This window comes from Mesorhizobium sp. ESP6-5 (assembly GCF_020164695.1).
Classification (GTDB): domain Bacteria; phylum Pseudomonadota; class Alphaproteobacteria; order Rhizobiales; family Rhizobiaceae; genus Mesorhizobium; species Mesorhizobium australicum.
Map to the genome: position 1 here is coordinate 141,842 of NZ_JAIUGR010000005.1, position 22,137 is coordinate 163,978.

26 protein-coding genes are annotated in these 22,137 nt (G+C 63.2%); 10 read left to right on the plus strand and 16 right to left on the minus strand.

Going from position 1 to position 22,137, the window contains the following annotated elements; genetic code table 11:
* Window positions 1-2: 2 nt before the first annotated feature.
* Window positions 3-701 (minus strand): phosphatidylserine decarboxylase, encoded by a 699-nt coding sequence (locus tag LB524_RS09940; protein WP_015318533.1) that lies wholly within the window; start codon window positions 699-701, stop codon window positions 3-5.
* Between the two features lie 406 nt (window positions 702-1,107).
* On the opposite strand from LB524_RS09940, the gene LB524_RS09945 reads away from it, so the two are divergent.
* Complete coding sequence (locus LB524_RS09945; RefSeq protein ID WP_224525668.1) at window positions 1,108-1,974, plus strand: SMP-30/gluconolactonase/LRE family protein; 867 nt, start codon at window positions 1,108-1,110, stop codon at window positions 1,972-1,974.
* On the opposite strand, the gene LB524_RS09950 is transcribed toward LB524_RS09945, so the two are convergent.
* From LB524_RS09950 to LB524_RS09965, 4 genes are all read right to left on the minus strand, one after another.
* Window positions 1,971-2,318 carry an antibiotic biosynthesis monooxygenase gene (locus tag LB524_RS09950; RefSeq protein ID WP_140618448.1) on the minus strand — a complete coding sequence of 116 codons (348 nt, stop codon included), beginning with the start codon at window positions 2,316-2,318 and terminating at the stop codon, window positions 1,971-1,973. The genes LB524_RS09945 and LB524_RS09950 overlap by 4 nt on opposite strands.
* Before the next feature lie 94 nt (window positions 2,319-2,412).
* Entirely contained in the window at window positions 2,413-4,296 is a 1,884-nt protein-coding gene (locus tag LB524_RS09955; protein ID WP_015318536.1) for an ABCB family ABC transporter ATP-binding protein/permease, read from the minus strand.
* Between the two features lie 25 nt (window positions 4,297-4,321).
* The gene (locus LB524_RS09960) at window positions 4,322-4,669 is read right to left on the minus strand and encodes an ArsR/SmtB family transcription factor (protein WP_015318537.1); all 348 of its coding nucleotides are present in this window, start codon (window positions 4,667-4,669) and stop codon (window positions 4,322-4,324) included.
* A 79-nt stretch (window positions 4,670-4,748) separates the two neighbouring features.
* Window positions 4,749-6,230 carry a LysM peptidoglycan-binding domain-containing protein gene (locus tag LB524_RS09965; protein WP_224525671.1) on the minus strand — a complete coding sequence of 494 codons (1,482 nt, stop codon included), beginning with the start codon at window positions 6,228-6,230 and terminating at the stop codon, window positions 4,749-4,751.
* A 127-nt stretch (window positions 6,231-6,357) separates the two neighbouring features.
* On the opposite strand from LB524_RS09965, the gene LB524_RS09970 reads away from it, so the two are divergent.
* The 4 genes from LB524_RS09970 to LB524_RS09985 all read left to right on the plus strand — a co-directional run bounded on the left by LB524_RS09970 (window position 6,358) and on the right by LB524_RS09985 (window position 9,271).
* Complete coding sequence (locus tag LB524_RS09970) at window positions 6,358-6,969, plus strand: TIGR00730 family Rossman fold protein (protein ID WP_015318539.1); 612 nt, start codon at window positions 6,358-6,360, stop codon at window positions 6,967-6,969.
* 83 nt (window positions 6,970-7,052) lie between these two features.
* Window positions 7,053-7,220 (plus strand): hypothetical protein, encoded by a 168-nt coding sequence (locus LB524_RS09975; RefSeq protein WP_224525674.1) that lies wholly within the window; start codon window positions 7,053-7,055, stop codon window positions 7,218-7,220.
* A gap of 161 nt (window positions 7,221-7,381) precedes the next feature.
* On the plus strand, window positions 7,382-8,164 hold the full coding sequence (locus tag LB524_RS09980; RefSeq protein ID WP_224525676.1) for a glucose 1-dehydrogenase: 783 nt from the start codon (window positions 7,382-7,384) through the stop codon (window positions 8,162-8,164).
* A gap of 108 nt (window positions 8,165-8,272) precedes the next feature.
* The gene (locus LB524_RS09985) at window positions 8,273-9,271 is read left to right on the plus strand and encodes a transporter (protein WP_224526087.1); all 999 of its coding nucleotides are present in this window, start codon (window positions 8,273-8,275) and stop codon (window positions 9,269-9,271) included.
* Here LB524_RS09985 and rarD read toward each other — a convergent pair.
* The 8 genes from rarD to cysS all read right to left on the minus strand — a co-directional run bounded on the left by rarD (window position 9,249) and on the right by cysS (window position 16,312).
* Entirely contained in the window at window positions 9,249-10,175 is a 927-nt protein-coding gene (gene rarD / locus LB524_RS09990; RefSeq protein WP_015318543.1) for an EamA family transporter RarD, read from the minus strand. The two genes, LB524_RS09985 and rarD, sit on opposite strands and share 23 nt — an antisense overlap.
* Before the next feature lie 83 nt (window positions 10,176-10,258).
* Window positions 10,259-11,881, minus strand: coding sequence for a citramalate synthase (cimA, locus tag LB524_RS09995; RefSeq protein ID WP_224525680.1), 1,623 nt, complete (start codon window positions 11,879-11,881; stop codon window positions 10,259-10,261).
* On the minus strand, window positions 11,878-12,828 hold the full coding sequence (gene pip, locus LB524_RS10000; RefSeq protein WP_224525683.1) for a prolyl aminopeptidase: 951 nt from the start codon (window positions 12,826-12,828) through the stop codon (window positions 11,878-11,880). The genes cimA and pip overlap by 4 nt, the downstream gene beginning before the upstream one ends.
* Window positions 12,825-13,301 carry a GFA family protein gene (locus tag LB524_RS10005; RefSeq protein ID WP_015318546.1) on the minus strand — a complete coding sequence of 159 codons (477 nt, stop codon included), beginning with the start codon at window positions 13,299-13,301 and terminating at the stop codon, window positions 12,825-12,827. The genes pip and LB524_RS10005 overlap by 4 nt, the downstream gene beginning before the upstream one ends.
* Window positions 13,298-13,789, minus strand: a complete 492-nt coding sequence (locus LB524_RS10010) for a GFA family protein (protein WP_224525687.1) — start codon at window positions 13,787-13,789, stop codon at window positions 13,298-13,300. The genes LB524_RS10005 and LB524_RS10010 overlap by 4 nt, the downstream gene beginning before the upstream one ends.
* A gap of 6 nt (window positions 13,790-13,795) precedes the next feature.
* Window positions 13,796-14,182 carry a VOC family protein gene (locus LB524_RS10015; protein WP_015318548.1) on the minus strand — a complete coding sequence of 129 codons (387 nt, stop codon included), beginning with the start codon at window positions 14,180-14,182 and terminating at the stop codon, window positions 13,796-13,798.
* The gene (locus LB524_RS10020) at window positions 14,179-14,583 is read right to left on the minus strand and encodes an endonuclease domain-containing protein (protein WP_224525696.1); all 405 of its coding nucleotides are present in this window, start codon (window positions 14,581-14,583) and stop codon (window positions 14,179-14,181) included. The genes LB524_RS10015 and LB524_RS10020 overlap by 4 nt, the downstream gene beginning before the upstream one ends.
* A 277-nt stretch (window positions 14,584-14,860) precedes the next feature.
* Entirely contained in the window at window positions 14,861-16,312 is a 1,452-nt protein-coding gene (gene cysS / locus LB524_RS10025) for a cysteine--tRNA ligase (RefSeq protein WP_224525698.1), read from the minus strand.
* A gap of 414 nt (window positions 16,313-16,726) precedes the next feature.
* Here cysS and LB524_RS10030 point away from each other — a divergent pair, with 414 nt between their 5' ends.
* Entirely contained in the window at window positions 16,727-16,882 is a 156-nt protein-coding gene (locus LB524_RS10030) for a hypothetical protein (RefSeq protein WP_015318552.1), read from the plus strand.
* 75 nt (window positions 16,883-16,957) lie between these two features.
* Here the strand turns inward: LB524_RS10030 and LB524_RS10035 are convergent, their stop codons facing one another.
* Window positions 16,958-17,719, minus strand: coding sequence for an SOS response-associated peptidase (locus LB524_RS10035; protein WP_224525701.1), 762 nt, complete (start codon window positions 17,717-17,719; stop codon window positions 16,958-16,960).
* A 130-nt stretch (window positions 17,720-17,849) separates the two neighbouring features.
* On the opposite strand from LB524_RS10035, the gene LB524_RS10040 reads away from it, so the two are divergent.
* The 4 genes from LB524_RS10040 (at window position 17,850) to LB524_RS10055 (ending at window position 20,244) form a co-directional block, all read left to right on the plus strand.
* Window positions 17,850-18,272: an NUDIX hydrolase gene (locus LB524_RS10040; RefSeq protein ID WP_224525703.1), complete on the plus strand. Its 423-nt coding sequence runs from the start codon at window positions 17,850-17,852 to the stop codon at window positions 18,270-18,272.
* Between the two features lie 129 nt (window positions 18,273-18,401).
* Window positions 18,402-18,779, plus strand: coding sequence for a TIGR02301 family protein (locus tag LB524_RS10045; protein ID WP_224525705.1), 378 nt, complete (start codon window positions 18,402-18,404; stop codon window positions 18,777-18,779).
* 351 nt (window positions 18,780-19,130) lie between these two features.
* Complete coding sequence (locus tag LB524_RS10050; protein WP_015318556.1) at window positions 19,131-19,388, plus strand: hypothetical protein; 258 nt, start codon at window positions 19,131-19,133, stop codon at window positions 19,386-19,388.
* Window positions 19,389-19,458: 70 nt separating this feature from the next.
* Window positions 19,459-20,244 (plus strand): alanine and proline-rich secreted protein Apa, encoded by a 786-nt coding sequence (locus LB524_RS10055; RefSeq protein ID WP_224525706.1) that lies wholly within the window; start codon window positions 19,459-19,461, stop codon window positions 20,242-20,244.
* A 214-nt stretch (window positions 20,245-20,458) separates the two neighbouring features.
* Here LB524_RS10055 and LB524_RS10060 read toward each other — a convergent pair whose 3' ends face one another.
* Together LB524_RS10060 and LB524_RS10065 are read right to left on the minus strand one after the other, a co-directional pair.
* A complete protein-coding gene (locus tag LB524_RS10060) occupies window positions 20,459-20,653 on the minus strand; it encodes a hypothetical protein (RefSeq protein WP_224525708.1) in 195 nt (64 codons plus the stop codon).
* Between the two features lie 83 nt (window positions 20,654-20,736).
* Window positions 20,737-22,062, minus strand: coding sequence for a dihydroorotase (locus tag LB524_RS10065; RefSeq protein WP_263486560.1), 1,326 nt, complete (start codon window positions 22,060-22,062; stop codon window positions 20,737-20,739).
* Between the last annotated feature and the right edge of the window lie 75 nt (window positions 22,063-22,137).

The window sequence follows — 22,137 nt, forward strand, 5'->3', positions numbered from 1 at the left end:
CGTCAGGAAATCCGCACGAGGGGCGTGCCGGCGACACCGCCGAATTCGGCGAGCACGGTTTCGCCGCCGACCGCCGTCTGGCCAACGGCGACGCGCGGCGTGGCGGTCAAGGGCAGGAACACGTCGACGCGCGAGCCGAAGCGGATCAGGCCGAAACGCTCGCCGGTGCCGATCGAAGCGCCGGCCTCGGTCCAGCAGACAATGCGGCGCGCCACCAGGCCGGCGATCTGGACTGCCGCCACCGTGCCGTTGGGGCTCTCGATGACGAGGCCGTTGCGCTCGTTTTCCGTGCTCGCCTTGTCCAGCTCGGCATTGAGGAATTTTCCCGGCCGATGTTCGATCCTGGCGATGCGGCCGCGCACCGGAGAGCGGTTCACGTGACAGGAAAAGACGTTCATGAACACGGAGATGCGGGTCATCTCGACATTGCCGAGGCCAAGCTCGCGCGGTGGCACGGCCGGCCCGACCGCCGAGACGATGCCATCGGCGGGGCTTACCACCAGGCGATCGTCAACAGGCGTGACGCGCTCGGGGTCACGGAAGAAATAGACGCACCAGGCGGTCAGGATCAGGCCGATCCAGAACAGGATCGAGGAGAAATAGCCGAGGAACAGCGTCGCCGCGCCAAACGCCGCGATGAAGGGATAGCCTTCGCGATGGATCGGTACGAACGCGTTCTTGACCGTGTCGACAAGGCTCATGGGCTGGGGGCGGTCCCTGTTTCAGGTCCGGCCTCAATAGCCGAAACACCCCCTGCCCGCAACGCGACAATCGCCGGCGCGGATGAACGGGCAAGTGCGGGCCTGTGACCGCGGATAGCCTGGCGCTCCGTGTGTCGTGAAATGGATACCGGGTCGCATGCCTGTCGTGCCGTCAAAAGCCATCCCTTGACTGCGCCAAGGCAGCCAGAATGGCCGAAAAACCTATCTGCGCCGACGCCGCCCTTGCGCAGACCGGCACCTGTGGCGTCAACGTCACACCGATGCGGCGTTCTTCCTGCGCGAAAATACAGCGGTCCCGCTGTCGGGAGACTCTCATCTCGCCCGTCCTTGGTGGGAAGCGCTTCATCGCAAGGGCCGATGACGCGCGCAACGGAGGCTCCTGATCATGCGAATATCGTCCGGCGACAAACCGCATATCGTCATGGAAGGTCTCGCCTTCGGGGAATCGCCACGCTGGCATGACGGACGCCTGTGGGTCTGCAATTGGGGCACCGGCGAGATCATCGCCGTCGATGCCGGCGGCAGCCGCAAGATCATGCTCACGATTCCGGCTGTCCTGCCCTACTCCATCGACTGGCTGCCGGACGGTCGTCTGCTGGTTGTCTCAGGCCGCGAGGGCCTGCTGTTGCGGCAGGAAGCCGATGGCTCGCTCGTCACCCACGCCGACCTGCGCGGCCTGTCGAAAAGCCCATGGAATGAGATCGTCGTCGACGGGCGCGGCAACATCTACGTCAATGGTGGCGGGCCGGCGCCGGCGGCCGGCCAGCATTTCGGTCCCGGCACCATCGTGCTGGTCACACCGGATGGCGCGGTCAGGCAAGTGGCGGACACTATCGCCTTTGCGAACGGCATGGCGGTGACCCCGGACAACAAGACGCTGATCATTGCCGAATCCCATGCCAACCGGCTGACCGCGTTTGACATTGCCGCCGACGGTTCCTTGTCCAACAGACGCACCTGGGCCGATCTCGACGGATATCCCGACGGCATCTGCCTCGATGCCGAAGGGGCGGTCTGGTATGCCGACGTTCCCAACAAGCATTGCGTGCGGGTGCGCGAAGGCGGTGACGTCTTGCAGACCATCACCGCCGATCGCGGCTGCTTTGCCTGCATGCTGGGCGCTGCGGACAGGAAAACGCTGTTCATCACCGCCGCCGAGTGGCGCGGCTTCGAACATATGACAAGCGACGCCCGCACCGGCAAGGTGCTCGGCATTGAAGCGCCGGCACCGGGTGTGGGGTGGCCTGGCTAGAGTCCCGGCACGCGCTGATAATTGGCGATATCAGCTCGCACTCCGAGCCGGGCGATCGTCTCCTGCGGGTTGAAGGCGATGCGCTCGTGAGCAGCCTTGACGATCGGTACCACATTGTCGACGGCAGCCTGGCTTTCCCATTCGACGATGGTGACCAGGTTGAATTCGCCCGGTCCGGAGAATTGCTCGAGCAGAAAGTCCTGGACGAAGCCTTGCTGCAGACGCAGCAACTCATGCGTCATCTTCACCTTTGCGAGGATTTCATCGCGGGCATTGGCGGGCACCACGAACTTGTCGACCCTGAACACGCTGCCGCCGTTAACATCCTGATCCGTAAAGCTCATATCCATTTGATTCCGTCCTCGACGATGCTGTTTTGCGGCTCTCGGGCGACGGTCTACAATCTCAACCTAAGTTGAGGTCAAGAGCTTTTTTGAGCTACGACATCTCCGATGTGCGCCGGCGTACGACGACACCCAGTTCGTCGCTTTCGCGGGCAATGCGCAGCCGCTCCTCGGCTTCGGTCGCCTCGCGCTGGCGGTCCCACATCGAGGCATAGAGGCCGTGCTTTCGCATCAGCTCGACATGAGTGCCGCGCTCGGCGATCTGGCCGTCCTTCAGCACGATGATCTCGTCGGCGGCAATCACCGTCGACAGGCGGTGGGCGATGACGATGGTGGTGCGGCCCTTGCTGACGAGGTCGAGCGCGGCCTGGATCTCCTGTTCTGTATGACTGTCCAGTGCGGAGGTCGCTTCGTCGAGCATCAGGATCGGCGGTGCCTTCAGGATGGTGCGGGCGATCGCCACGCGCTGCTTCTCGCCGCCGGAAAGTTTCAGCCCGCGCTCGCCAACCATCGACTTATAGCCGTCAGGCAGCTTCTCGATGAACGGCCCGATCTGGGCGAGTTCGGCGGCCTTGCGCACCTCCTCCTCGCCGGCGCCGACACGGCCGTAGCGGATGTTGTAGGCGATGGTGTCGTTGAACAGCACCGTGTCCTGCGGCACCATGCCGAGCACCGCGCGCAGGCTGTCCTGTGTGACATCCCTCACGTCCTGGCCGTCGATCAGAACCTGGCCACCCTGCACGTCGTAGAAGCGGAACAGCAACCGCGAGATGGTCGACTTGCCCGCGCCCGACGGCCCGACAATGGCAACGGTCTTGCCGGCCGGCACCTCGAAGGAGACGCCCTTCAGGATCTTGCGGTTCGGATCATAGGAAAAGTGGACGTCGCGGAACTCGACCTTGCCGGCGCTGACGGCCAACGGCTTGGCGTTGGGCTTGTCGACGATCTCCTGCGGCACGTCGAGGAGGTCGAACATGTGCTCGATGTCGGTGAGGCCCTGGCGGATTTCGCGATAGATGAAGCCGATAAAGTTGAGCGGCACGGAGAGCTGTACCAGCATGGCATTGATGAAAACGAAATCGCCGACGCTCTGGGTGCCGGCCTGCACCTCCAGCGCCGACATGCACATGACGACGACCGTGCCGACGCCGAAGATGAAGCCCTGACCGAAGTTTAGCCAGCCGAGCGAGGTCCATGTCTTGGTTGCGGCGATCTCGTAACGCGCCATCGAGCGGTCGAAGCGCTCGGCCTCCATGCGCTCATTGGTGAAATACTTGACCGTCTCGAAGTTGAGGAGCGAGTCGATCGCCTTGGTGTTGGCGTCGGTGTCGCTGTCGTTCATGTCGCGGCGGATCGAGATGCGCCAGTCGCTGGCCTTGACCGTGAACCAGACGTAGAGGCAGACGGTGACCGCCACCACGGCCACATATTTCCAGCCATAGGTGAAACCGAATATGCCCGCGGTCAGCGCGAATTCGAGGATCGTCGGCGCGGTGTTGAGCATGATGAAGCGGACGATCGTTTCGATGCCCTTGGTGCCGCGCTCGATGATGCGCGACAGGCCGCCGGTGCGGCGCTCCAGGTGGAAGCGCAGCGACAGCTGATGCATGTGCACGAAGGTGCGGAAGGCAAGCTGGCGAACCGCATGCTGGCCGACCCGGGCAAACAGCGCATCGCGCAGCTGGTTGAAGCCGAGCTGGACGAGCCTCAGCACATTGTAGGCAATGACCAGCATCACCGGGGCAAGCATGAACGATGGCAGCGGCGGTGGCGTTTTGAAGCCGCCCGCCAGCGCATCGGTCGCCCATTTGAAGAAATAGGGACCGGCGACCAGCGTCACCTTGGCGACGACCAGCAGCAGCGTCGCCCAGGTCACCCGCGCCCTGAGATCGGCGCGGTCGGCCGGCCACATATAGGGCCAGAGATTGCGCAGTGTCGTGAGTGTCGAGGTGTCGGAGGAGACGGTTTTTTCGGCCACTTTTCTTGCCTTTTGGGTGAGAGGGTCAGCGGCCGGAGCAGCAGGAATTGATGAGCGCGCCCAGCGATGCCGATACGTCGGCAAGTGCCGCGCGATCGACCGCATAGCGCGATCGCTGACGGTCGGGCTCAAACCGGACGAGGCCCGCCTCGACCAATATTTTCAGATGCTGGGAGATCGTCGACTGGGCCAGAGCGAAACGGTCGACGACCTCACGGCAGCAGCAGGAATTGCTGGCCGACAGATGCCTCAGTATCTCGATCCGCGCCGGATGCGAAAGTGCTGCGAACCGCGCCGCGACAGCGCGGCTGTCCGGCATGCAGCCAGGCAGTGCCGAGGCGGCATGATCTGGTAAGGGAACGCATTCTGTCATCGTTCATCGGCGATAGACGATGAACGATGACAGGGCAAGCTAGGCCGATGGGTAGATCGCCGGAATTGCCGGTCTATCCCTATTCCGTCTTCATCGGTGCGGTCGTCGCCTGCTCGCCCATTGCCTTGAGGTCGGCGGCTTCGCCTTCCTTCGACTTTTCCGGAACCTTGAACACCTGCCCCGGCCAGATGCGGTTCGGATTCCTGATCTGGTCCTGGTTGGCGAGGTATATGGTGGAGTAGCGCACGCCGTGACCATAGACGCGCCGTGAGATCCGCCACAGTGTGTCGTTGCGCCGAATGATGACCGCGCTGTCGGCATGTTCGAGCTTGGGCGACACGATTTCGGGCACGTCGCTTGGCGGCGTGGCTGCTGCGACGTTAGCCGGAGCCTCGGTGGCTGGCGCGGCGGGAGCCGGCGCGGTCTCGCCCGGAGCAGCGGCGGCAACAGCGGGCGCCGCGGGCTTGGCCTCGGCGGGCTTGGTCTCGGTGGGCTTGGTCTCGGCGGGGGCAACGGCGGCGACCGCCTCGCCCGGTTCGCGCTCGAAGGGCACCGCGGCGCGGGCCACCACCTTCACGCCATCGGCATCGAGGCCGTCGACATGGATGGTATAGCTGCCGACCGGAATATCGCGCGTCGCCTCGACCAGGAAATGGCCGTCCGACGAGGTCTGCGCGTCGCCGAGCAGGATGTCGTTGGCGTAGGCGCGCACCTTGCGGCCCGGATCGGCGAGGCCGGCGACAAAGATCTTGTTGCCGTCGATCTCAACTGCCTCGACCACGATCTTTGGTTCGGCCACGGCTGCCGCGGGCGCGGCCGGTGCCGCCGGAGTGGGTTTTGCTTCAACCACGGCTGGCGTGGCCGTCGCCGGCGCGGCGGGCGCTTCAGCAGCAGGAGCGGCAGCCTGGTCGCCGGTTGCCGGCGCCGGCTTTGGCTCAGATGCCGGAACCGTCAGCAGTTCGGCCGGCTTGCCCGGCTCCTCGACCATGGCCAGCACCTGGCCAGCCGCATTCGTGGGCACCGAGACGACTGCGGTCTGCGCCGAGGCGGTCACGACCGCGCCAACCGTCGAACGCAGGGCGATCGTATAGTCGCCGGGCTTCAGCGGGTCTTCGAGCACGATGACAAAGGCGCCATCGGGACCAGCAACCGTGGAGCCGATCACCGTCGCGCCGTTGAGAATTTCGACCTTCGAGTTGGGCGCCGCGTTGCCGGCAACGACGATCGAGCCGTTGCTCTCGACCCGTACGACATCGAAAGTCGGCGCGATCGGATCCGCCGTCGCGGGCGCCGCAGGCGCCGCAGCGTCGGTTGCAGGTGCTGCCGGGGCCGTCGCCTGAGGTGCCGCGCCCGGCGCGGCCGGCATCGCCGGAGCCGGCAGGCGCCCTTCCGTGCCAGGATCGGCCGGCTTCGGCGCCGCGGGCGGCGTCAACGCCGCGACTTCCGCCGGCGGTGTGCGATGAAGATACGGGTCGAGTGCGCCCGACACATAGGCGGTTCCCGCGGCCGCGACGGTCCCACCCGCCGCGAACAAGAACGCCTTCAATGGATTGATTGCCATGTATTTCCCTGCCCCTTAGCCACCTAACGCCGGTCTAGCGTGTTTTGCCATGACCGACAAGAAAAAGCCCGGCCTTCTCAACCCTAGGGCTTGACCGCGCTTTCAGACCCAATCACCAATCATCGGCATGAACACGATTCGATCCGTTTGCGTCTATTGCGGCTCATCTCCGGGCCGCGATGAAATCTATGTCAAGGCCGGCCACCTGCTTGGACGCTCAATTGCAAAGGCAGGCCTGCGGCTGGTCTATGGCGGCGGCACCAAAGGCATTATGGGCGCCGTCGCCGAAGGCGCGCTCAAGGCCGGCGGCAAGGTGACGGGCATCATTCCGCGCTTCCTGATCAACAAGGAAGCAACCGAAACCGCGCTTGACCGGCTCGACGAGTTGTCGATCACCGACAACATGCACGAGCGCAAACACAAGATGTTCGAGAAATCCGACGCCTTTGTGGCGCTGCCTGGTGGCATCGGCACAGTCGAGGAGATCGTCGAGATCATGACCTGGGCGCAGCTTGGCCATCACCGCAAACCGATCGTCTTCGGCAACGTCAACGGATTCTGGGATCCGATGACGGCGTTGCTTGATCACATGGCGGCGGAAGGCTTCATTCATACCGCGCAGCGTGTGAAGCCGCTGGTCGTCAACGACCCCGAGGCCATCGTCGCCGCTATCATGGTCGCGGGCTCCTCGGTCGACGCACCGACCGAGGGCGTCCAGTCGGTGATCGACAAGATGTAAGGTTACGGGAGTAGAGCAGTAGGTTTGCAGTGTCGGAGCGTACACTTCCCCCTACTGCCTGCTCCCTACTCCCTCCGAGCAGCTTGCCCCAGATCGGCGACATTCCCGGCAGCGGCATGATGTTCGAAGTCGGCAGCGATGCCGATGTGCGCGGCCATCTGGCCACCTTGCCACTGGTCAAGGCTGGCATGATGGACATTGCCGCGATCGTGCCACTCAACCCCTATCCGGGGTTTGGGCCGAAGCGCTGAGGCCGGACGGCCGCGACAATCGAGGTCGTCAGCCAGACCGCCAGGCCGACAAGCGCCCTTGCATCTCATCAAGCCAAGCGGCACGCTGGCGCTGCCGCTTGCCAAGGGCCGAACGAGCCTTCGACTGACGGGCGACAAATCGCAACCGATGAAGGTGCAAATTGCATTCTACCGACTATCTCGGCCAACTGTTCGGCCTCGAAGGCAAGCATGCCTTCATCACCGGCGCCAGCCGTGGCCTGGGCCTCGCCTTCGCGGAGGCGCTTGCTAGCGCCGGCGCGCGCGTCACGATCGGCGGCCGCAAGGCCGACGATCTGAAAGCGGCCGCGGACAAGTTGCGCGCCGCGGGCCATTCGATCACGGAAGCGGTGATCGACGTGACCGACACCCAGTCGGTCGACCAGGCAATTGCGGCGGCGGAAACCGGCACCGCACCGATCGACATCCTGGTCAACAATGCCGGCATCCAGCGACGGGCGCCGTTGGAGACCTTCAGCGACGCCGACTGGGACGCGCTGATGGCCACCAACCTGGACGGCGTGTTCAAGGTGAGCCGGGCCGTCGTAAAGGGCATGATCGCGCGCCAAAGGGGGGCGATCATCAATGTCTCCTCAGTGCAGAGCGTGCTCGCCCGCCCCTCGATCGCGCCCTACGCGGCGAGCAAGGGCGCCATCACCATGCTGACCAAGTCGATGGCCGGCGAATGGGGCCAGCACGGCGTGCGTATCAACGCCATCGCGCCGGGCTATTTCAAGACCGAGCTCAACGCCGCGCTGGTCGCCGACGAGACATTCTCCGCCTGGCTGACCGCTCGCACGCCGATGCGGCGCTGGGGCGAAGTGAGGGAACTCGCGGGCGCTGCCGTGTTCCTGGCGTCCGACGCCGCCAGTTTCGTGAACGGACAGACGCTGCTGGTGGATGGCGGGATCACCAGCGTCCTGTAAGGGGGCACGCCGTCACGAAACAGTCACACGAAATCGGGGATGCCATGCTAGAAATCGCGCTTGGCCGCCCCCGCGACCCCGACCGCATCAGAGACCGGCGAAGCCGCCATGAACATCGCCATCCCCTCCGAAGGCACTGACCTGTCGCCTTACCTGCCCGATGAGCACGGTCTGTTCTTCATCTACCACTTTACCACCGAGGGGGTGCGGACCAGGGATACCGCCGCAGCGCATTGGACATGGCGCAGCTACCAGCTTTCCGACATGCGCGCCCGCCACGAGATCGGCGCCGATCAGGCCTTGCCGGCACCGGTGCGCGAAGCCTTCCTGACCGCCAGTCATGGCTGCCACATCGACCTCGAGGATGACTGGCTCTATGGCGATCTGCCGGACCTGCGCCATGATTATTCGGCGGAAGCCGGCGGGCTTGGTCATTTCCGCTTCGCCCTCAACGACAGGATGCTGGTCGGCGCTCGCAAACAGCCGCTGCAATCGGTCGACAACATCCGCAAGGCGATCGAGAACGGATCGCGCAAGTTCCGCTCTCCGGCCGAGCTGATCGAGGCTGTCGTCGGCCAGTCGTTCGACGGGATGGCGACGGAACTCGCGGCACTCAGCGACAGTCTCGACGGCATTGAGGACCGCATCGTCTGCGACGCATGGCACAATGAGCGGCAGGCGCTGGTCGATGCACGCCGGCACCTGGTGGTCATCCACCGGCAGATGGCGACGCTGACCAACCTGTTTCGCCATCTCGACCATTCGCACCGCAACGACCTGCCGGATTCGATCAACGACATGGCGGCGCGGCTTTCGCACCGCGCACAGACACTGCACTATGACGGCGAGCAGTTGCAGGCGCGCACGCGGCTGCTGCAGGACGAGCTGATGGCCAAGCTGACGACGCAGTCGAACCGGCTGCTTTACGTGCTCTCGGTGATGACGGCGGTGCTGTTGCCGATGACCATCATCTCAGGCCTGTTCGGCATGAATGTCGGCGGTTTGCCGCTGGTCAACACCCCGTTGGGTTTTTGGGTGATCACGGGCGCGTCGCTGCTGATCGCGGGCGTGACCTATCTTTTCGTCAGGCGGCTCGGACAGCTGTAGCCCGGCGCGCCGTCGCCAGCATGGACCAGGAATAGACCGCAAGGGCCGCCCAGATCAGGGCAAAGGCGATGGCTTGCGTGGTGCCGAACGGCTCGTCGAAGATCAGCACGGCAATCAGAAACACCATGGTCGGCGCTATGTACTGCATGATGCCGATGGTCGAGAGGCGCAGCAGCTTGGCGCCAAAGGCGAACAGCAGCAGCGGCACGGCCGTCACCGGCCCGCAGCCGATGAGCAGCGCGGTGTCGGTGCCATTGCTGGAGACGAAATGGTCCTGTCCGGTGGCGATAAGGAAGACGATGTAGCCCAGCGCCGGCACCGACAGCAAAAGCACTTCGAGCAGGAAGCCCTGGCTGGGACCGATCGGCAGCGTCTTGCGGAAGAAGCCGTAGGCGGCGAAGGAAAACGCCAATGCCAGCGACACCCAGGGCAGTTTGCCGCCGTCGATTGTCAGCACGGCGACGGCGACCGCCGCAAGCACCACCGCCGCGATCTGCAACCGGTCGAGCCGCTCGCCGAGCAGCAGTGCGCCGACCACGACGTTCACCAGTGGGTTGATGTAATAGCCCAATGCCGTCTCGACGGTGCGGTCGACCGCGATCGCCCAGACATAGATGCCCCAGTTGACCGAGATCAGCGCCGCCGTCAGCCCCGCCATGGCGATGGTGCGAGGCGAGCGGATCGCCACCTTGAAGTCGGCCGTGCGGCCGGCCCAGACCAGGACCGCCGCGGCAATCGGCACCGACCAGACGATGCGGTGTGCAATCACCTCGGCAAGCGGCAGATGCGCCACCGCCTTCATGTAGAAGGGCAGCAACCCCCACAAGAGATAGGCACCCAGCGCCAGCAAGAAGCCGCGGCGGGCTTTCGATTCTGCATCGGGAGTAATTGCTTCAGCGGCCATGGCCCAACGCTATGGCCCAGTAATCTTGGCAAGACCATCGCAAAGTTCTGATGGATCAATGGACTTTCGCTGATGGTTCAAACTTACTCCGCCGCCACCAGCCCCGCCATCTCGCGATTCTTCATCAGCTTGTAGACGATCGAATCCATTAGCGCCTGAAACGACGCGTCGATGATGTTTTCCGAGACCCCGACCGTCCACCAGCGCGCGCCGGTACCGTCATGCGATTCGATGAGCACGCGGGTGATGGCCTCGGTGCCGCCATTGAGGATCCGCACCTTGAAGTCGGCAAGCTCGAGATCCGCGATCTCGTTCTGGTATCTGCCGAGATCCTTGCGCAGCGCAATGTCGAGCGCGTTGACGGGGCCATGGCCCTCGGCCACCGACATCTTCTCCTCGCCCTCGACCAGCACCTTGACCACTGCTTCCGACACCGTCTTCAACTGGCCATTGGCATCGAAGCGGCGTTCAATCATGCAGCGGAACGAAGTGACGTGGAAGAATTCGGGCAGGCCATGCAGCATCTTGCGCGCCAGGAGTTCGAATGAGGCGTCGGCGCCCTCATAGGCGTAGCCCGAGGCCTCACGCTCCTTGACCACCGATATCAGGGCGTCGAGCCGATGGTCGTCCTTCGGCACATCGATGCCGCGCCGCTTCAACTCTGCGAGGAAATTGGCCTTGCCGCCTTGGTCGGAGACCATGACGCGGCGGCGGTTGCCCACGGCTTGCGGCTCCACATGCTCATAGGTCGCCGGCTCCTTGGCCAGCGCCGAAGCGTGGATACCCGCCTTGGTGGCAAAGGCGGACGAGCCGACATAGGGCGCCTGCGCTTCCGGAGCGCGGTTCAACAATTCGTCGAAGGCGCGCGACAGGCGCGAAATGCCGGTCAGCGCTCCGGCTGAGATTCCCGTCTCGAAGCGGTCGGCGAAAGCCGGCTTCAGCGCCAGTGTCGGCACGATCGAAATCAGATTGGCGTTGCCGCAACGTTCGCCGATGCCATTCAGCGTGCCCTGGATCTGGCGCACGCCGGCCTCGACGGCGGCAAGGGAATTGGCCACCGCCTGGCCGGTGTCGTCATGGGCATGGATGCCGAGATGCTCTCCCGGAATGCCCGCGGCGATAACCTTCTCGACGATTGCCCGCACTTCCGAGGGCTGCGTGCCGCCATTCGTGTCGCATAGCACCACCCAGCGCGCACCAGCGTTATAGGCCGTCTTTGCGCAGGCCAGCGCATAGTCCGGATTGGCCTTGAAGCCATCGAAGAAATGCTCGCAATCGACCATCGCTTCCTTGTCCGAAGCGACCGATGCCTCGACGGACACTTTTATGGAGTCGAGGTTCTCCTCGTTGGTGCAACCCAGCGCCACGCGAACATGGTAGTCCCAGCTCTTGGCGACGAAGCAGATGGCGTCCGATTTCGATTGGACAAGCGCCGCCAGCCCCGGATCGTTAGAGGCTGAGACCCCAGCCCGCTTGGTCATTCCGAACGCAACGAATTTTGCGCGTGCCGTGCGCTTCTGCTGGAAGAATGCAGTGTCGGTCGGATTGGCGCCGGGATAACCACCTTCAACATAGTCGAAGCCGAACTCGTCGAGCAGTTTGGCAATCGCGATTTTGTCCTCGACCGAAAAGTCGATGCCCGGCGTCTGCTGGCCGTCGCGGAGCGTGGTGTCGAAGAGATAGAGGCGCTCGCGGCTCATCGTCATTTGCCCGCAAACTTGTCCGTCGTGCGGATCAGCCGGTCGAGGATGCCGGGCTCCGAATAGGCATGGCCGGCGCCTTCGATCAGATGAAAGTCCGCCTTCGGCCAGGCCTTGTGCAGCGCCCAGGCGTATCGCGCCGGGCACGGCATGTCGTAGCGGCCGTGGACGATGGTGCCGGGGATGTCCTTGAGCTTCCCGGCATCGCGCAGCAACTGTCCCTCCTCGAGCCAGCCGGCATGGACGAAATAGTGGTTTTCGATGCGGGCGAAGGCGACGGCATAGTCGTCCTCGCCAAACGGACCGCTGGTTTCGAGTTCAGGAAGCAGCGTGATCGTCTCGCCTTCCCACAGGCTCCAGGCGCGGGCGGCCTCGATCTGCACCTTTCGGTCGGACCCGACCAGCCGCTTGCGGTAGGCTGCCATCATGTCGCCGCGCTCGGCCTGTGGGATCGGCGCCAGGAAACGCTCCCATTTGTCGGGGAACATCTCCGAGACGCCGAATTGATAGTACCATTCGAGCTCGGCGCGGGTCAGCGTGTAGATGCCGCGCACCACCAGTTCGCTGACGCGATCAGGGTGTGTCTCGGCATAGGCGAGCGCCAGCGTCGAGCCCCAGGAACCGCCGAACACCAGCCAATTATCGAAGCCGGCCATTTCGCGCAGTCGCTCGATGTCGGCAACGAGATGCCATGTCGTGTTGGCCTCCAGCGAGGCGTTTGGCGTCGATTTTCCGCAGCCGCGCTGATCGAAAAGGATGACGTCGTAGAGCTTGGGGTCGAACAGCCGCCGGTGTTTTGGCGAAATGGTGCCGCCCGGCCCACCATGCAGGAACACGGCCGGCTTGGCGCCCTCAGTGCCCGACCGCTCCCAATAGACCATATGGCCGTCGCCGACATCGAGCATCCCCGAGTCGAACGGTTCGATTTCCGGGTAGAGGGTGCGCAAGCTCATATTTTCAGGCCCTGTTGCGGCCAGTTGGCCGTTTCGTAATCGGGGTGTTGGAAGGAGATGATCTGCTCCTGCCGCGCGTAATAATCGGGATCCTGGTGGACAGGCTGGTCGAAGATCGTCTCGACCCAAGGCAGCCGTGCCGCATAGTTGACCTGGATCCGCGGCGCCAGATCCGAGCGGTCGTCGAAGGCGCCGATGGCGATCTCGAGCCCGCCGGGCTGCCGGTAGGTCAGCGGCGTGCCGCAACGGGCGCAGAAGCCGCGATCGATGTTGACCGAAGACTGGAAATAACTTGGTTCTTCATGGGTCCATTCGACGCCATCCTTGGGTACCGTCACCAGCGCGCCGAAGAAGGAGCCGAACTGTTTCTGGCACATGCGGCAATGGCAGATGGACGCACGTCCCAGCGCCCCCTTGATGCGGAAGCGCACGGCGCCGCATTGGCAGCCGCCGGTTCGGACAGTTTCGGTCATGGTCTTTCCTCCGGCGGCCATTGGTCGGTGTCGTGGTCGGGATGCTGATAGGAGACGAGCTCGGCGAGATAAGGAGCCGAGCCGATATCCGCCATCGTGTCCTCGCCCGGCAATCGCGGAATGGAATCCACATAGGGCAGTTTTGCTTCCGTGCCCCACTGGATGGTCGGCGCGATACCAGCCGGATCGTCGAAGGCGGCGATCGCCAGAGCCATGCCGTCGGGCGCCTCGAAGGTCAGCGGCGTGCCGCATTCGGCGCAGAAACCGCGCCATACGACATTGGAGGAACTGAACCGCTTGGGTTCGCCGCGCGTCCAGTCGACCTTGGCGCCGCGCACCGAGACCAGCGGCAGATAGAAATTGCCGCTGGCCTTCTGGCACATGCGGCAGTGGCAGACCGAGGCGTCGCCGAGCGCGCCTTCGACGCGGAAGCGCACCGCACCGCACTGGCAGCCGCCTGTGTAGACAGGCCGGTTGTCGAGGCTCATTGGTTTTCACTCCGGATCATGGCAGACCGCCTCGACATTGTTGCCGTCGGGATCGAGGACGAAGGCGCCGTAATAGTTGGGGTGATAGTGCGGACGCAGGCCCGGTCCGCCATTGTCCTTGCCGCCGGCTGCAAGGGCGGCGGCGTGAAAGGCGTCGACCTCGGCGCGGCTGCGCGCGGTGAAGGCGACGTGCTGATGATCTCGGGGCTTTTCCCTGGCCGCGCTCAACCAGAACACCGGCCGGTCGCGGCCATAGCCGCCGACCTTGGCGCCACCAGTGTATTCCTGCGGCACCATATAAAGCAGCGAGCCACCCAGCGGCGCCATCGCCTTGTCGTAGAAGGCCTTGGAGGCATCGAAATCGGAAACGGTGATGCCGAGATGGTCGATCATGAAACGAGCTCCTCCGTTGCTGGCTCCGGCACTTCGGCGCCGGCCAGACCGGCCGCGATAACGATGTGCTGGCAGACATTGTCGATATTGCGGATCACGTCGTCATTCCAGAAGCGCAGGATAGTCCAGCCGCTGGCGCTCAGATAAGCGCTTCTTGCCTGATCACGTCTTGAATGTTCCGCGCCGGCATGCTGGCTGCCGTCAACTTCAACTATCAAACGATGGGCCGAGCAAGCAGAGTCAACGATATAAGGCCCAATCAGCACCTGCCGCCGAAAGCTCATTCCCATCAGCCGGTGAGCACGCAACTCATTCCAAAGCTTCAGCTCGGCATCGGTCATCACGCGCCGCATGGATTTTGCGTTTTTGCGCTGACGGGACGGAACGAGATCGTGCCCCATCAAACACCCCTTCGCCGGCAATTAGCGAAATCGGCGACGAGAGCTGATCTCCCCCCTTGCGGGGGAGATGCCCGGCAGGGCAGAGGGGGGTGTCCCGCCGACCTATCAGCTTGCGACCACTGCCTTCTCAATAAATGTTTGCAGCGAGGGTGAACAAACGGAAACGCCGGTGTTCCGTCACACCCCCCTCTGTCCTGCCGGACATCTCCCCCGCAAGGGGGGAGATCGGCTGTCACCGGCGCCCCCGCCAAAACCGCAAAGGTGCCTGGCGCCACCCTCACCGCTTCACCTCCCACGTCGTCACGCGCTCGCCGGTGACCGGATCCTTGCCATCCTTCAACTGCACGCCTTGCGCCAGGAGTTCATCGCGGATGCGGTCGGCCTCGGCCCAGTTCTTGGCAGCGATGAACTGCAGGCGCCTGGCGATGGTTTCCGCAATCGCGGCCTCGTCGACCTTGGCCGCGCCGACGTCGAAACCGAGGAACGCGAGCGAGGTTTTCAAGGAAGCCGCGGCGCCATTCTCGCCAGCGCCGCTGAAGTCGGTCGCCTCGCCGGCAAGCTGGGTCAGTTGCTGGAAGGCCGCGTAGGTCGCAAGATCATCCGACAGCGCCTCCACGACTTCCGCCGGCACCTGGCTTCCCGCAGCCGGCGCCAGGTCCGACGCGCGTTTCCATTTGCGGAGCGTGTTCTCCGCCTCCTCAAGCTTGCGCACGGAAAAGTCGATCGGCTCCCGGTAGTGCGTCATCAGCATCGCCAGCCGCAGCACCTCGCCAGGCCATTTGCGGCCGCCGAAGGTCTCGGTCTCGAGCAATTCTTGGATCGAATAGAAATTGCCGAGGCTCTTCGACATCTTCTGGCCCTCGACCTGCAGGAAACCATTGTGCATCCACACATTGGCCATGACATCGGTGCCGTGGGCGCAGCGCGACTGGGCGATCTCGTTCTCATGATGCGGGAAGATCAGATCGAGGCCGCCGCCATGGATGTCGAAGACCTCGCCGAGATAGGCGGCCGACATGGCCGAGCATTCGATATGCCAGCCGGGCCGGCCCCTGCCCCATGGACTTTGCCAGCCGGGCTCTTCCGGCGATGACAGTTTCCACAGCACGAAATCGCCGGGGTTCTTCTTGTGGGCGTCGACGGCGATGCGGGCGCCGGCCTGCTGCTCGTCGAGATTGCGCTTCGACAATTGACCGTAGTCGGGCATCGAGGCCGTATCGAACAGAACTTCGCCTGCCGCGACATAGGCATGGCCGCGTTCGATCAGGCGCTTAATCAAGGTGATCATATCAGCCTTGCCGTCGGCGCGCGGTTCGACGAATTCGGTGGCGCGCGGTTCGACCGTCGGCTCCAGGCAGCCAAGCGTCGCGACATCCCTGTGGAACTGGTCGGCCGTTTTTTCGGTCACCCGTCGGATCGCTTCGTTGAGCGAAAGGGTTCCCGAAGCGATCTCGCCGCCGAAATCGCGCAGCGCCCGCGCGTTGATCTTGTCGTCGACGTCGGTGATGTTGCGCACATAGGTCACGTGCGTCTCGCCGTAGAGGTGGCGCAATAAGCGGAACAGCACGTCGAACACGATCACCGGCCTGGCGTTGCCGATATGGGCGAAGTCGTAAACGGTCGGGCCGCAGACATACATGCGCACGTCAAGCGGATCGATCGGCACGAAGCCCTCTTTCGTGCGCGTCAGCGTGTTGTAGAGGCGCAGGCCCTTTGATGCGTCAGACATTCGATGCTTCCCGTTCAGAACTTCTTGTCTGGATGGAGCCAGCCCAGCGCCGAGGCGCAAATCAGGTTCCAGCCTGCTGGCCGGGGCGTTTGTCCACTCTGGGGAAGATGAGGCGAAAACGTCCGGACCAGCGCGAGGCTAGCCAATAATGCAAATGCCACAAATGGCGAAAGACGTTTTCATCGGCGGCTTTATCGCCCTGACCAGTGTTGCCGTCAAGTCGCGGATCCCGGGAAAAAGGTAGCGAGGGCTGGCAAACGCATCGCCCGGTCACGCGGAATCAGTCAGTGAAACATTTTATTAAACATGTCGGCACAGTCATGAAACATTCGCCGGCTAGATCACCACGCGTCACGATTTGGTCGGAATCAACCAGCAAACGCAGACACGGAAATGTTACCAGGGAAGAGAAACATGCCTCGAAGCAAGCAGGAAGCCAACCGCGCCAAGCAACCGGCGCTGGCCAACCACTATCGCGCAATCGGCCCGGCCGCCATCGTCGCCGCCCTTCTTCACACCGCCAAGAAGAAGAAGCCGGCGCAGAAGATCGTGTCGCCTCGCGCTGCCTGAGATGACGCGGCTGGCGCAATCGCCGGCGATGAGGGCGAGAACAGGCGTCCTGAACTTAGACTTCGACCGGCTTCGCTAGAACAGCCTCATCTGACTGTCGTCCGCGCCAGGTTTCTGGCGCCTGACCTTCTCGGGTTCCGGCCCGATTTCGCCCCTCTCTTGAATCTCCGGTCCAGTGTTGGCAACCTTGTTGACGAGGTCGGAGACAGGGATCGCCTCGAAGAAATCGGGCTGCGCCGGCCGCAGCAAATCGACGACATCGCGTGGTTCGAGCGTGCGGCAATCCAGCCAACGGGCAAAGTCAGAAATATCGACCACCACCGGCATGCGGTCATGGATATGGGCAATATCGGCGTTGGCGTTGACGGTCAGGATAGCGCCGGTGTCCATCTCCGAGCCACCGGGCTCGGCATAGGTTTCGATCAGACCTGCAAAGGCGATCAACCCGCCATGCCTGGGCCGGATCCAATAGGGTTGCCCCTTCTTGCCTCCGGTCTGCCGCCATTCGTAGAAACCGGACGCCGGCACCAGCGCGCGGCGATGGCGCATGGCGGCCTTGAACGAGGCCTTCTCGATCGCACCTTCGGAGCGCGCGTTGAACAGCAGCGGAAACTCCCTGGTGTCCTTCACCCAAGCTGGGATCAGGCCCCAGCGCACCAGCATCGGCTGTCGGTCCGGCAGATTGGAGCCTGGGGCTCGCGGCACGCCAGCGGTCACCATCAGGACCGGCTGTGTCGGTGCGATGTTGTAGCGGGCCGGGAAATCCTCCAGCTCCGCAAGGCCCAGCAAGGCAGCGGTCTGGTCCGGCGTGGCGGTCAAGGCAAAACGTCCGCACATGATCGATTGTGTCTTTCGAATAGTTCGGTGTTGAAAGTGGCGATCGAACCGGCGTTGCGCAACCGCTAAAGCTTGCCCATGCTGTCGGTCCACAAAAGACCTGTCTCTCAAATGAGTTGATCAAGGATCGATGGACACAGCACGCAAGGTACTTCCGGCCGTTTCCGTAGCCGTCGTGCGCGGCGACACCGCACTCTTGGTCAAGCGGGCGCGTTCGCCCTCGCAAGGGCTCTACGCCTTTCCCGGCGGTAAGGTCGAAGCCGGCGAGACGCTGGAGGACGCGGCACGGCGTGAACTGATGGAAGAGACCGGCTTGCGCGCCGCCGGCTTTCGCCCGCTTCGGGAAATCCACATCGACGGCAGGCAAGACAGCCACCCGGTCGATTATCTCCTCACGGTCTTCGGCGCCATCTATGCCGGTGGCGAGGCCGAGGCCCGCGACGACGCCGAGACAGCTGCCTTCTACACACTCAAGGAGATGACCCTGCTGCCGCTCGCCGGCTCGGTGTTCGCGGTCGCCGAGGAACTCCTCGGTCCCGTTCAAGCCCGCTGACGCGGCACTGAAAAACTGCCTTGCAGGCGACAAATTGTTTCGTCACAAGGCTTATGTTGTCTCGCCAGCCACGACGTCTCAGGCCATCAGGCAGACCACAAGGCCTAAGCCGTCAGGCAGAGGAGGTTTATGAATCGTCCGTCAATGCTCGTTGCCATTTGCCTTGCCGTCAGCGCGGTCGTCCCGGTGCGGCCTGCCTTCAGTGCCGAGTCGCCGTTCGAGCCGGGGCTGATGCGATTGGCAGAAGTTCTTGGGTCGCTGCATTTCCTGCGCAATCTGTGCGGGGAGAAGGGCGACCAGTGGCGTGGCGAGATGGAAAAACTGCTCGATTCGGAAAACCCGGACCCAGAGCGCCGCGCCCGCTTCATCGCCAGCTTCAATCGCGGCTACCGTTCCTTCGGCGGCACTTACACCCAGTGCACCGCTTCGGCCACTGAAGCCATCAGCCGTTACATGAAAGAAGGCGAGACGCTGTCGCGCGATATCGCCTCCCGGTATGGCAACTGAGCATTCATCAACAGATATCAGGCCCGCCGCCAGGGATCTCGATATATCCGGCTTGTCGCCGCCCACATCTTGGTGCAATTCTGATGTTGCACTTCTGCAACAGCGTTAATCAAACGTTATCACGCGAAGGCGCAATTAACTCAAACTGAAGGTTTTCGCCCCGCAGGCCAGGCTAATCGGCTAAGTTTGATCCGGGTTGAAACGCAGCTTCGCCAAACACAGTTGGCCCCTGTAAATGACGATCAAAAAAATGTCGTATTTACAGATACTTACTTGAAGCTGCCTATGAATGGAACAGATCAAGCCTGATCCACACTGATGGGTTGCCGCTTGGAAGGGTGGACATCGCTTATGGAACATGCTGCCAACGACATCGACGCGCTGGTCAGGGAAGAGAAGCGCCTGACGGCGGTTGAGAGCCACAGCGAAGCCTGGGCGGAAGGCCTCTCGGCCGGCATTGAGCCAGAAATCATCGCCGAGGCGGCCCTTGAGACGGCATTCGGTGAAATGTTGCGCGCCAACGGCGAAACCTCGGCCCTTGCCCTGCTCGACCGCATGCGCGAGAAGGTGATCGCAGGCGCCTTCGAACCTGAGCGGCTGCGGCACTGAACCGATATCAGGTTCTCTGACGATCGAATGCCGTTCGGGTGTCATGCCCGGAAGTAGGGAGATACGGGCAGTGAATTTTCCGATGTCAGGCAAGCCGAAGGGCTTGGGCCTCTACATCCGCCTCGCTGCTTGCTGTGCCGCGGTTGCCTTCACGGCTTGCCTGGCCAGCAGTCCGGCTCAAGCGCTGAGCGAGATCAAACGCGAAGAGCTCCCCGCGCCAGCCACACCGTCGGAGGACGATGTTTCGCCGCCCGGAAGCGCGATTCCCATGCCTGACCCGGTGGGAACGCCGCCTTCGACAAGCCAGCCGGCCGCTCCCGACGCCGCTGAGCCGGACGGCCCATCGGATGGCGGCAGCAACAGGCCGCGTGTCGATCCCGAGGCACCTCTGCCGGAAGTCGTCTATGATCTCGGCAAGCTGCCCGAGCCCGTGCGGCGCATGCATGACTTGATCATCGAGGCCTGCAAGAGCGGCGACATCGAGAAGCTCAGGCCTTTGATCGGCAAGGGCGACAGCATGACCCAGCTGTCGCTGACCGACATCGACGGCGACGCCATCACCTTCCTCAAGGGGCTGTCCGGCGACCCTGACGGCCAGGAGATCCTGGCCATTCTGGAGGAGGTGCTTTCCGCAGGCTACGTCCATGTCGATGCAGGCACGCCACAGGACCTCTATGTCTGGCCGTATTTCTTCGCGCTGCCGCTGGACAAGCTCGACGCCAAGCAACGGGTCGAGCTGTTCAAGATCGTCACCGCCGGCGATTTCGACGACATGAAGCAGTTCGGAGCCTACATCTTCTATCGCGTCGGCATTACGCCAGCCGGGCAATGGACCTTCTTCGTCGCCGGCGACTGAAGGCCCCCTGGTTGCGCCAGGATGCGAACAGCATCGTGGACGATGTTGCTATTTGAGCGGGCCGGCAGGTTTTGCACTGACGTCGGCATCCGGGCAAATGCGAATGCTTTCGTTTCGAAGAATCGAAATAGCACCGCTAGCGCACGCGACGTGTCCGGATTGATGTTGCAGATACGATGCAAAAAACAGCCCGGGAGGACAATTCAGCCGGCAGTCAGAAGGATACCTGACCGAATTCCCTGGCGAGATTCTGGATAAGCAATTTCTCGCGCGTCGTAAGCCGTGTCTGATCGACAAAGCGCCAATTGCGCCCGTACAACGCAAATGCTTCGTTGGCCGGGATCAGTCGCGCGACATCGCGATTCCACAAGAGCGCTTGCAGCTCTGGAAACTCGGCGGGGTCAATCATAGGCGCGACATGTGTCCGAATGATGCCTTGAACATAATGCGGAATGCTTAAAAATCAAAGACGTGACGCACAGCCACAGGTGGCTAACCCGGCAGCGCCTCGGAAAACTCCACCGCCGTGCCCTGGCCTGGCGTTACGATTTCGCCGTCCCACATAATGCGCTGACCGCGAATGACCGTGCCGACCGGCCATCCCGTGACCTGCTTGCCGTCATAGGGGGTCCAGCCGGCTTTCGTGCCGGCCTGCGCGTTGGTGATGGTCTCGCGCCGCTTCATGTCGACAATGGTGAAGTCGGCGTCATAGCCGGCGGCGATGCGGCCTTTTCTGGCCATGCCGAAGATGCGCTGCGGGCCATGGCTGGAGAGATCGACGAAGCGCTGCAGGCTCAGCCGGCCGGCGTTGACATGGTCGAGCATGATCGGCACCAGCGTCTGCACGCCGGTCATGCCCGACGGCGAGGCCGGATAGGGTTTTGCCTTCTCGGCCAGCGTGTGCGGCGCGTGGTCGGAGCCGAGCACGTCGACGATGCCTTGCGCTATGCCAAGCCAGACGCCGTCGCGATGGCGTTTGTCCCGCACCGGCGGGTTCATCTGGATCAGCGTGCCAAGCCGCGCATAGTCGTCGGCGCTCAGCGTCAGATGGTGCGGCGTGGCTTCACAGGTCGCAACATCCTTGTGCTGTTCGAGGAACAGGATCTCCTCGGCGGTCGAGATGTGCAGGACATGGATGCGGGCACGAACGGCGCGCGCGATGCGCACCAGCCGCTCGGTGCAGCGCAAGGCGGCGATCTCGTCACGCCAGACCGGATGCGATGACGGATCGCCCTCGACGCGCTCGTCCAGGCGCTCGCGCAGCCGGAACTCGTCTTCCGAATGAAAAGCGGCGCGACGGCGGGTATTCCTCAGGATCGAGGCGACGCCTTCATCGTTCTCGACCAGCAGGTCACCGGTGGACGATCCCATGAAGACCTTTATTCCCGCAGCCCCCGGCAAACGTTCGAGCTCGCCGACGTCCCTGGCATTGTCGCGAGTACCGCCAACCCAGAAAGCAAAATCGCAATGCATGCGGCCGCTGCCGCGCCGGACCTTGTCGGCAAGCGTTGCCTCGCTGGTGGTCAGCGGATTGGTGTTGGGCATTTCGAACACGGCGGTGACGCCGCCCAGCACCGCGGCCCGCGAACCCGTTTCCAGGTCTTCCTTGTGTTCCAGTCCCGGCTCACGGAAATGCACCTGGCTGTCGACGACACCGGGCAGGATATGCAGGCCCCGGCAGTCGATCGTCTCGCCAGCCGATGCCTGGCGCAGATCGCCGATCGCGGCGATGCGCCCGCCCTTCACGCCGATGTCGCGTGGCCCCTCGCCGTCATGATTGACCACTATGCCGCCTGTCAGGATGAGGTCGTAGGTCATGGTGATGCTCTCTTGCGGGGGGAGTGTCAGCGGCTTACGTAATGGCCAACCGTTTTGCAAGATCAGGCTTTTAAT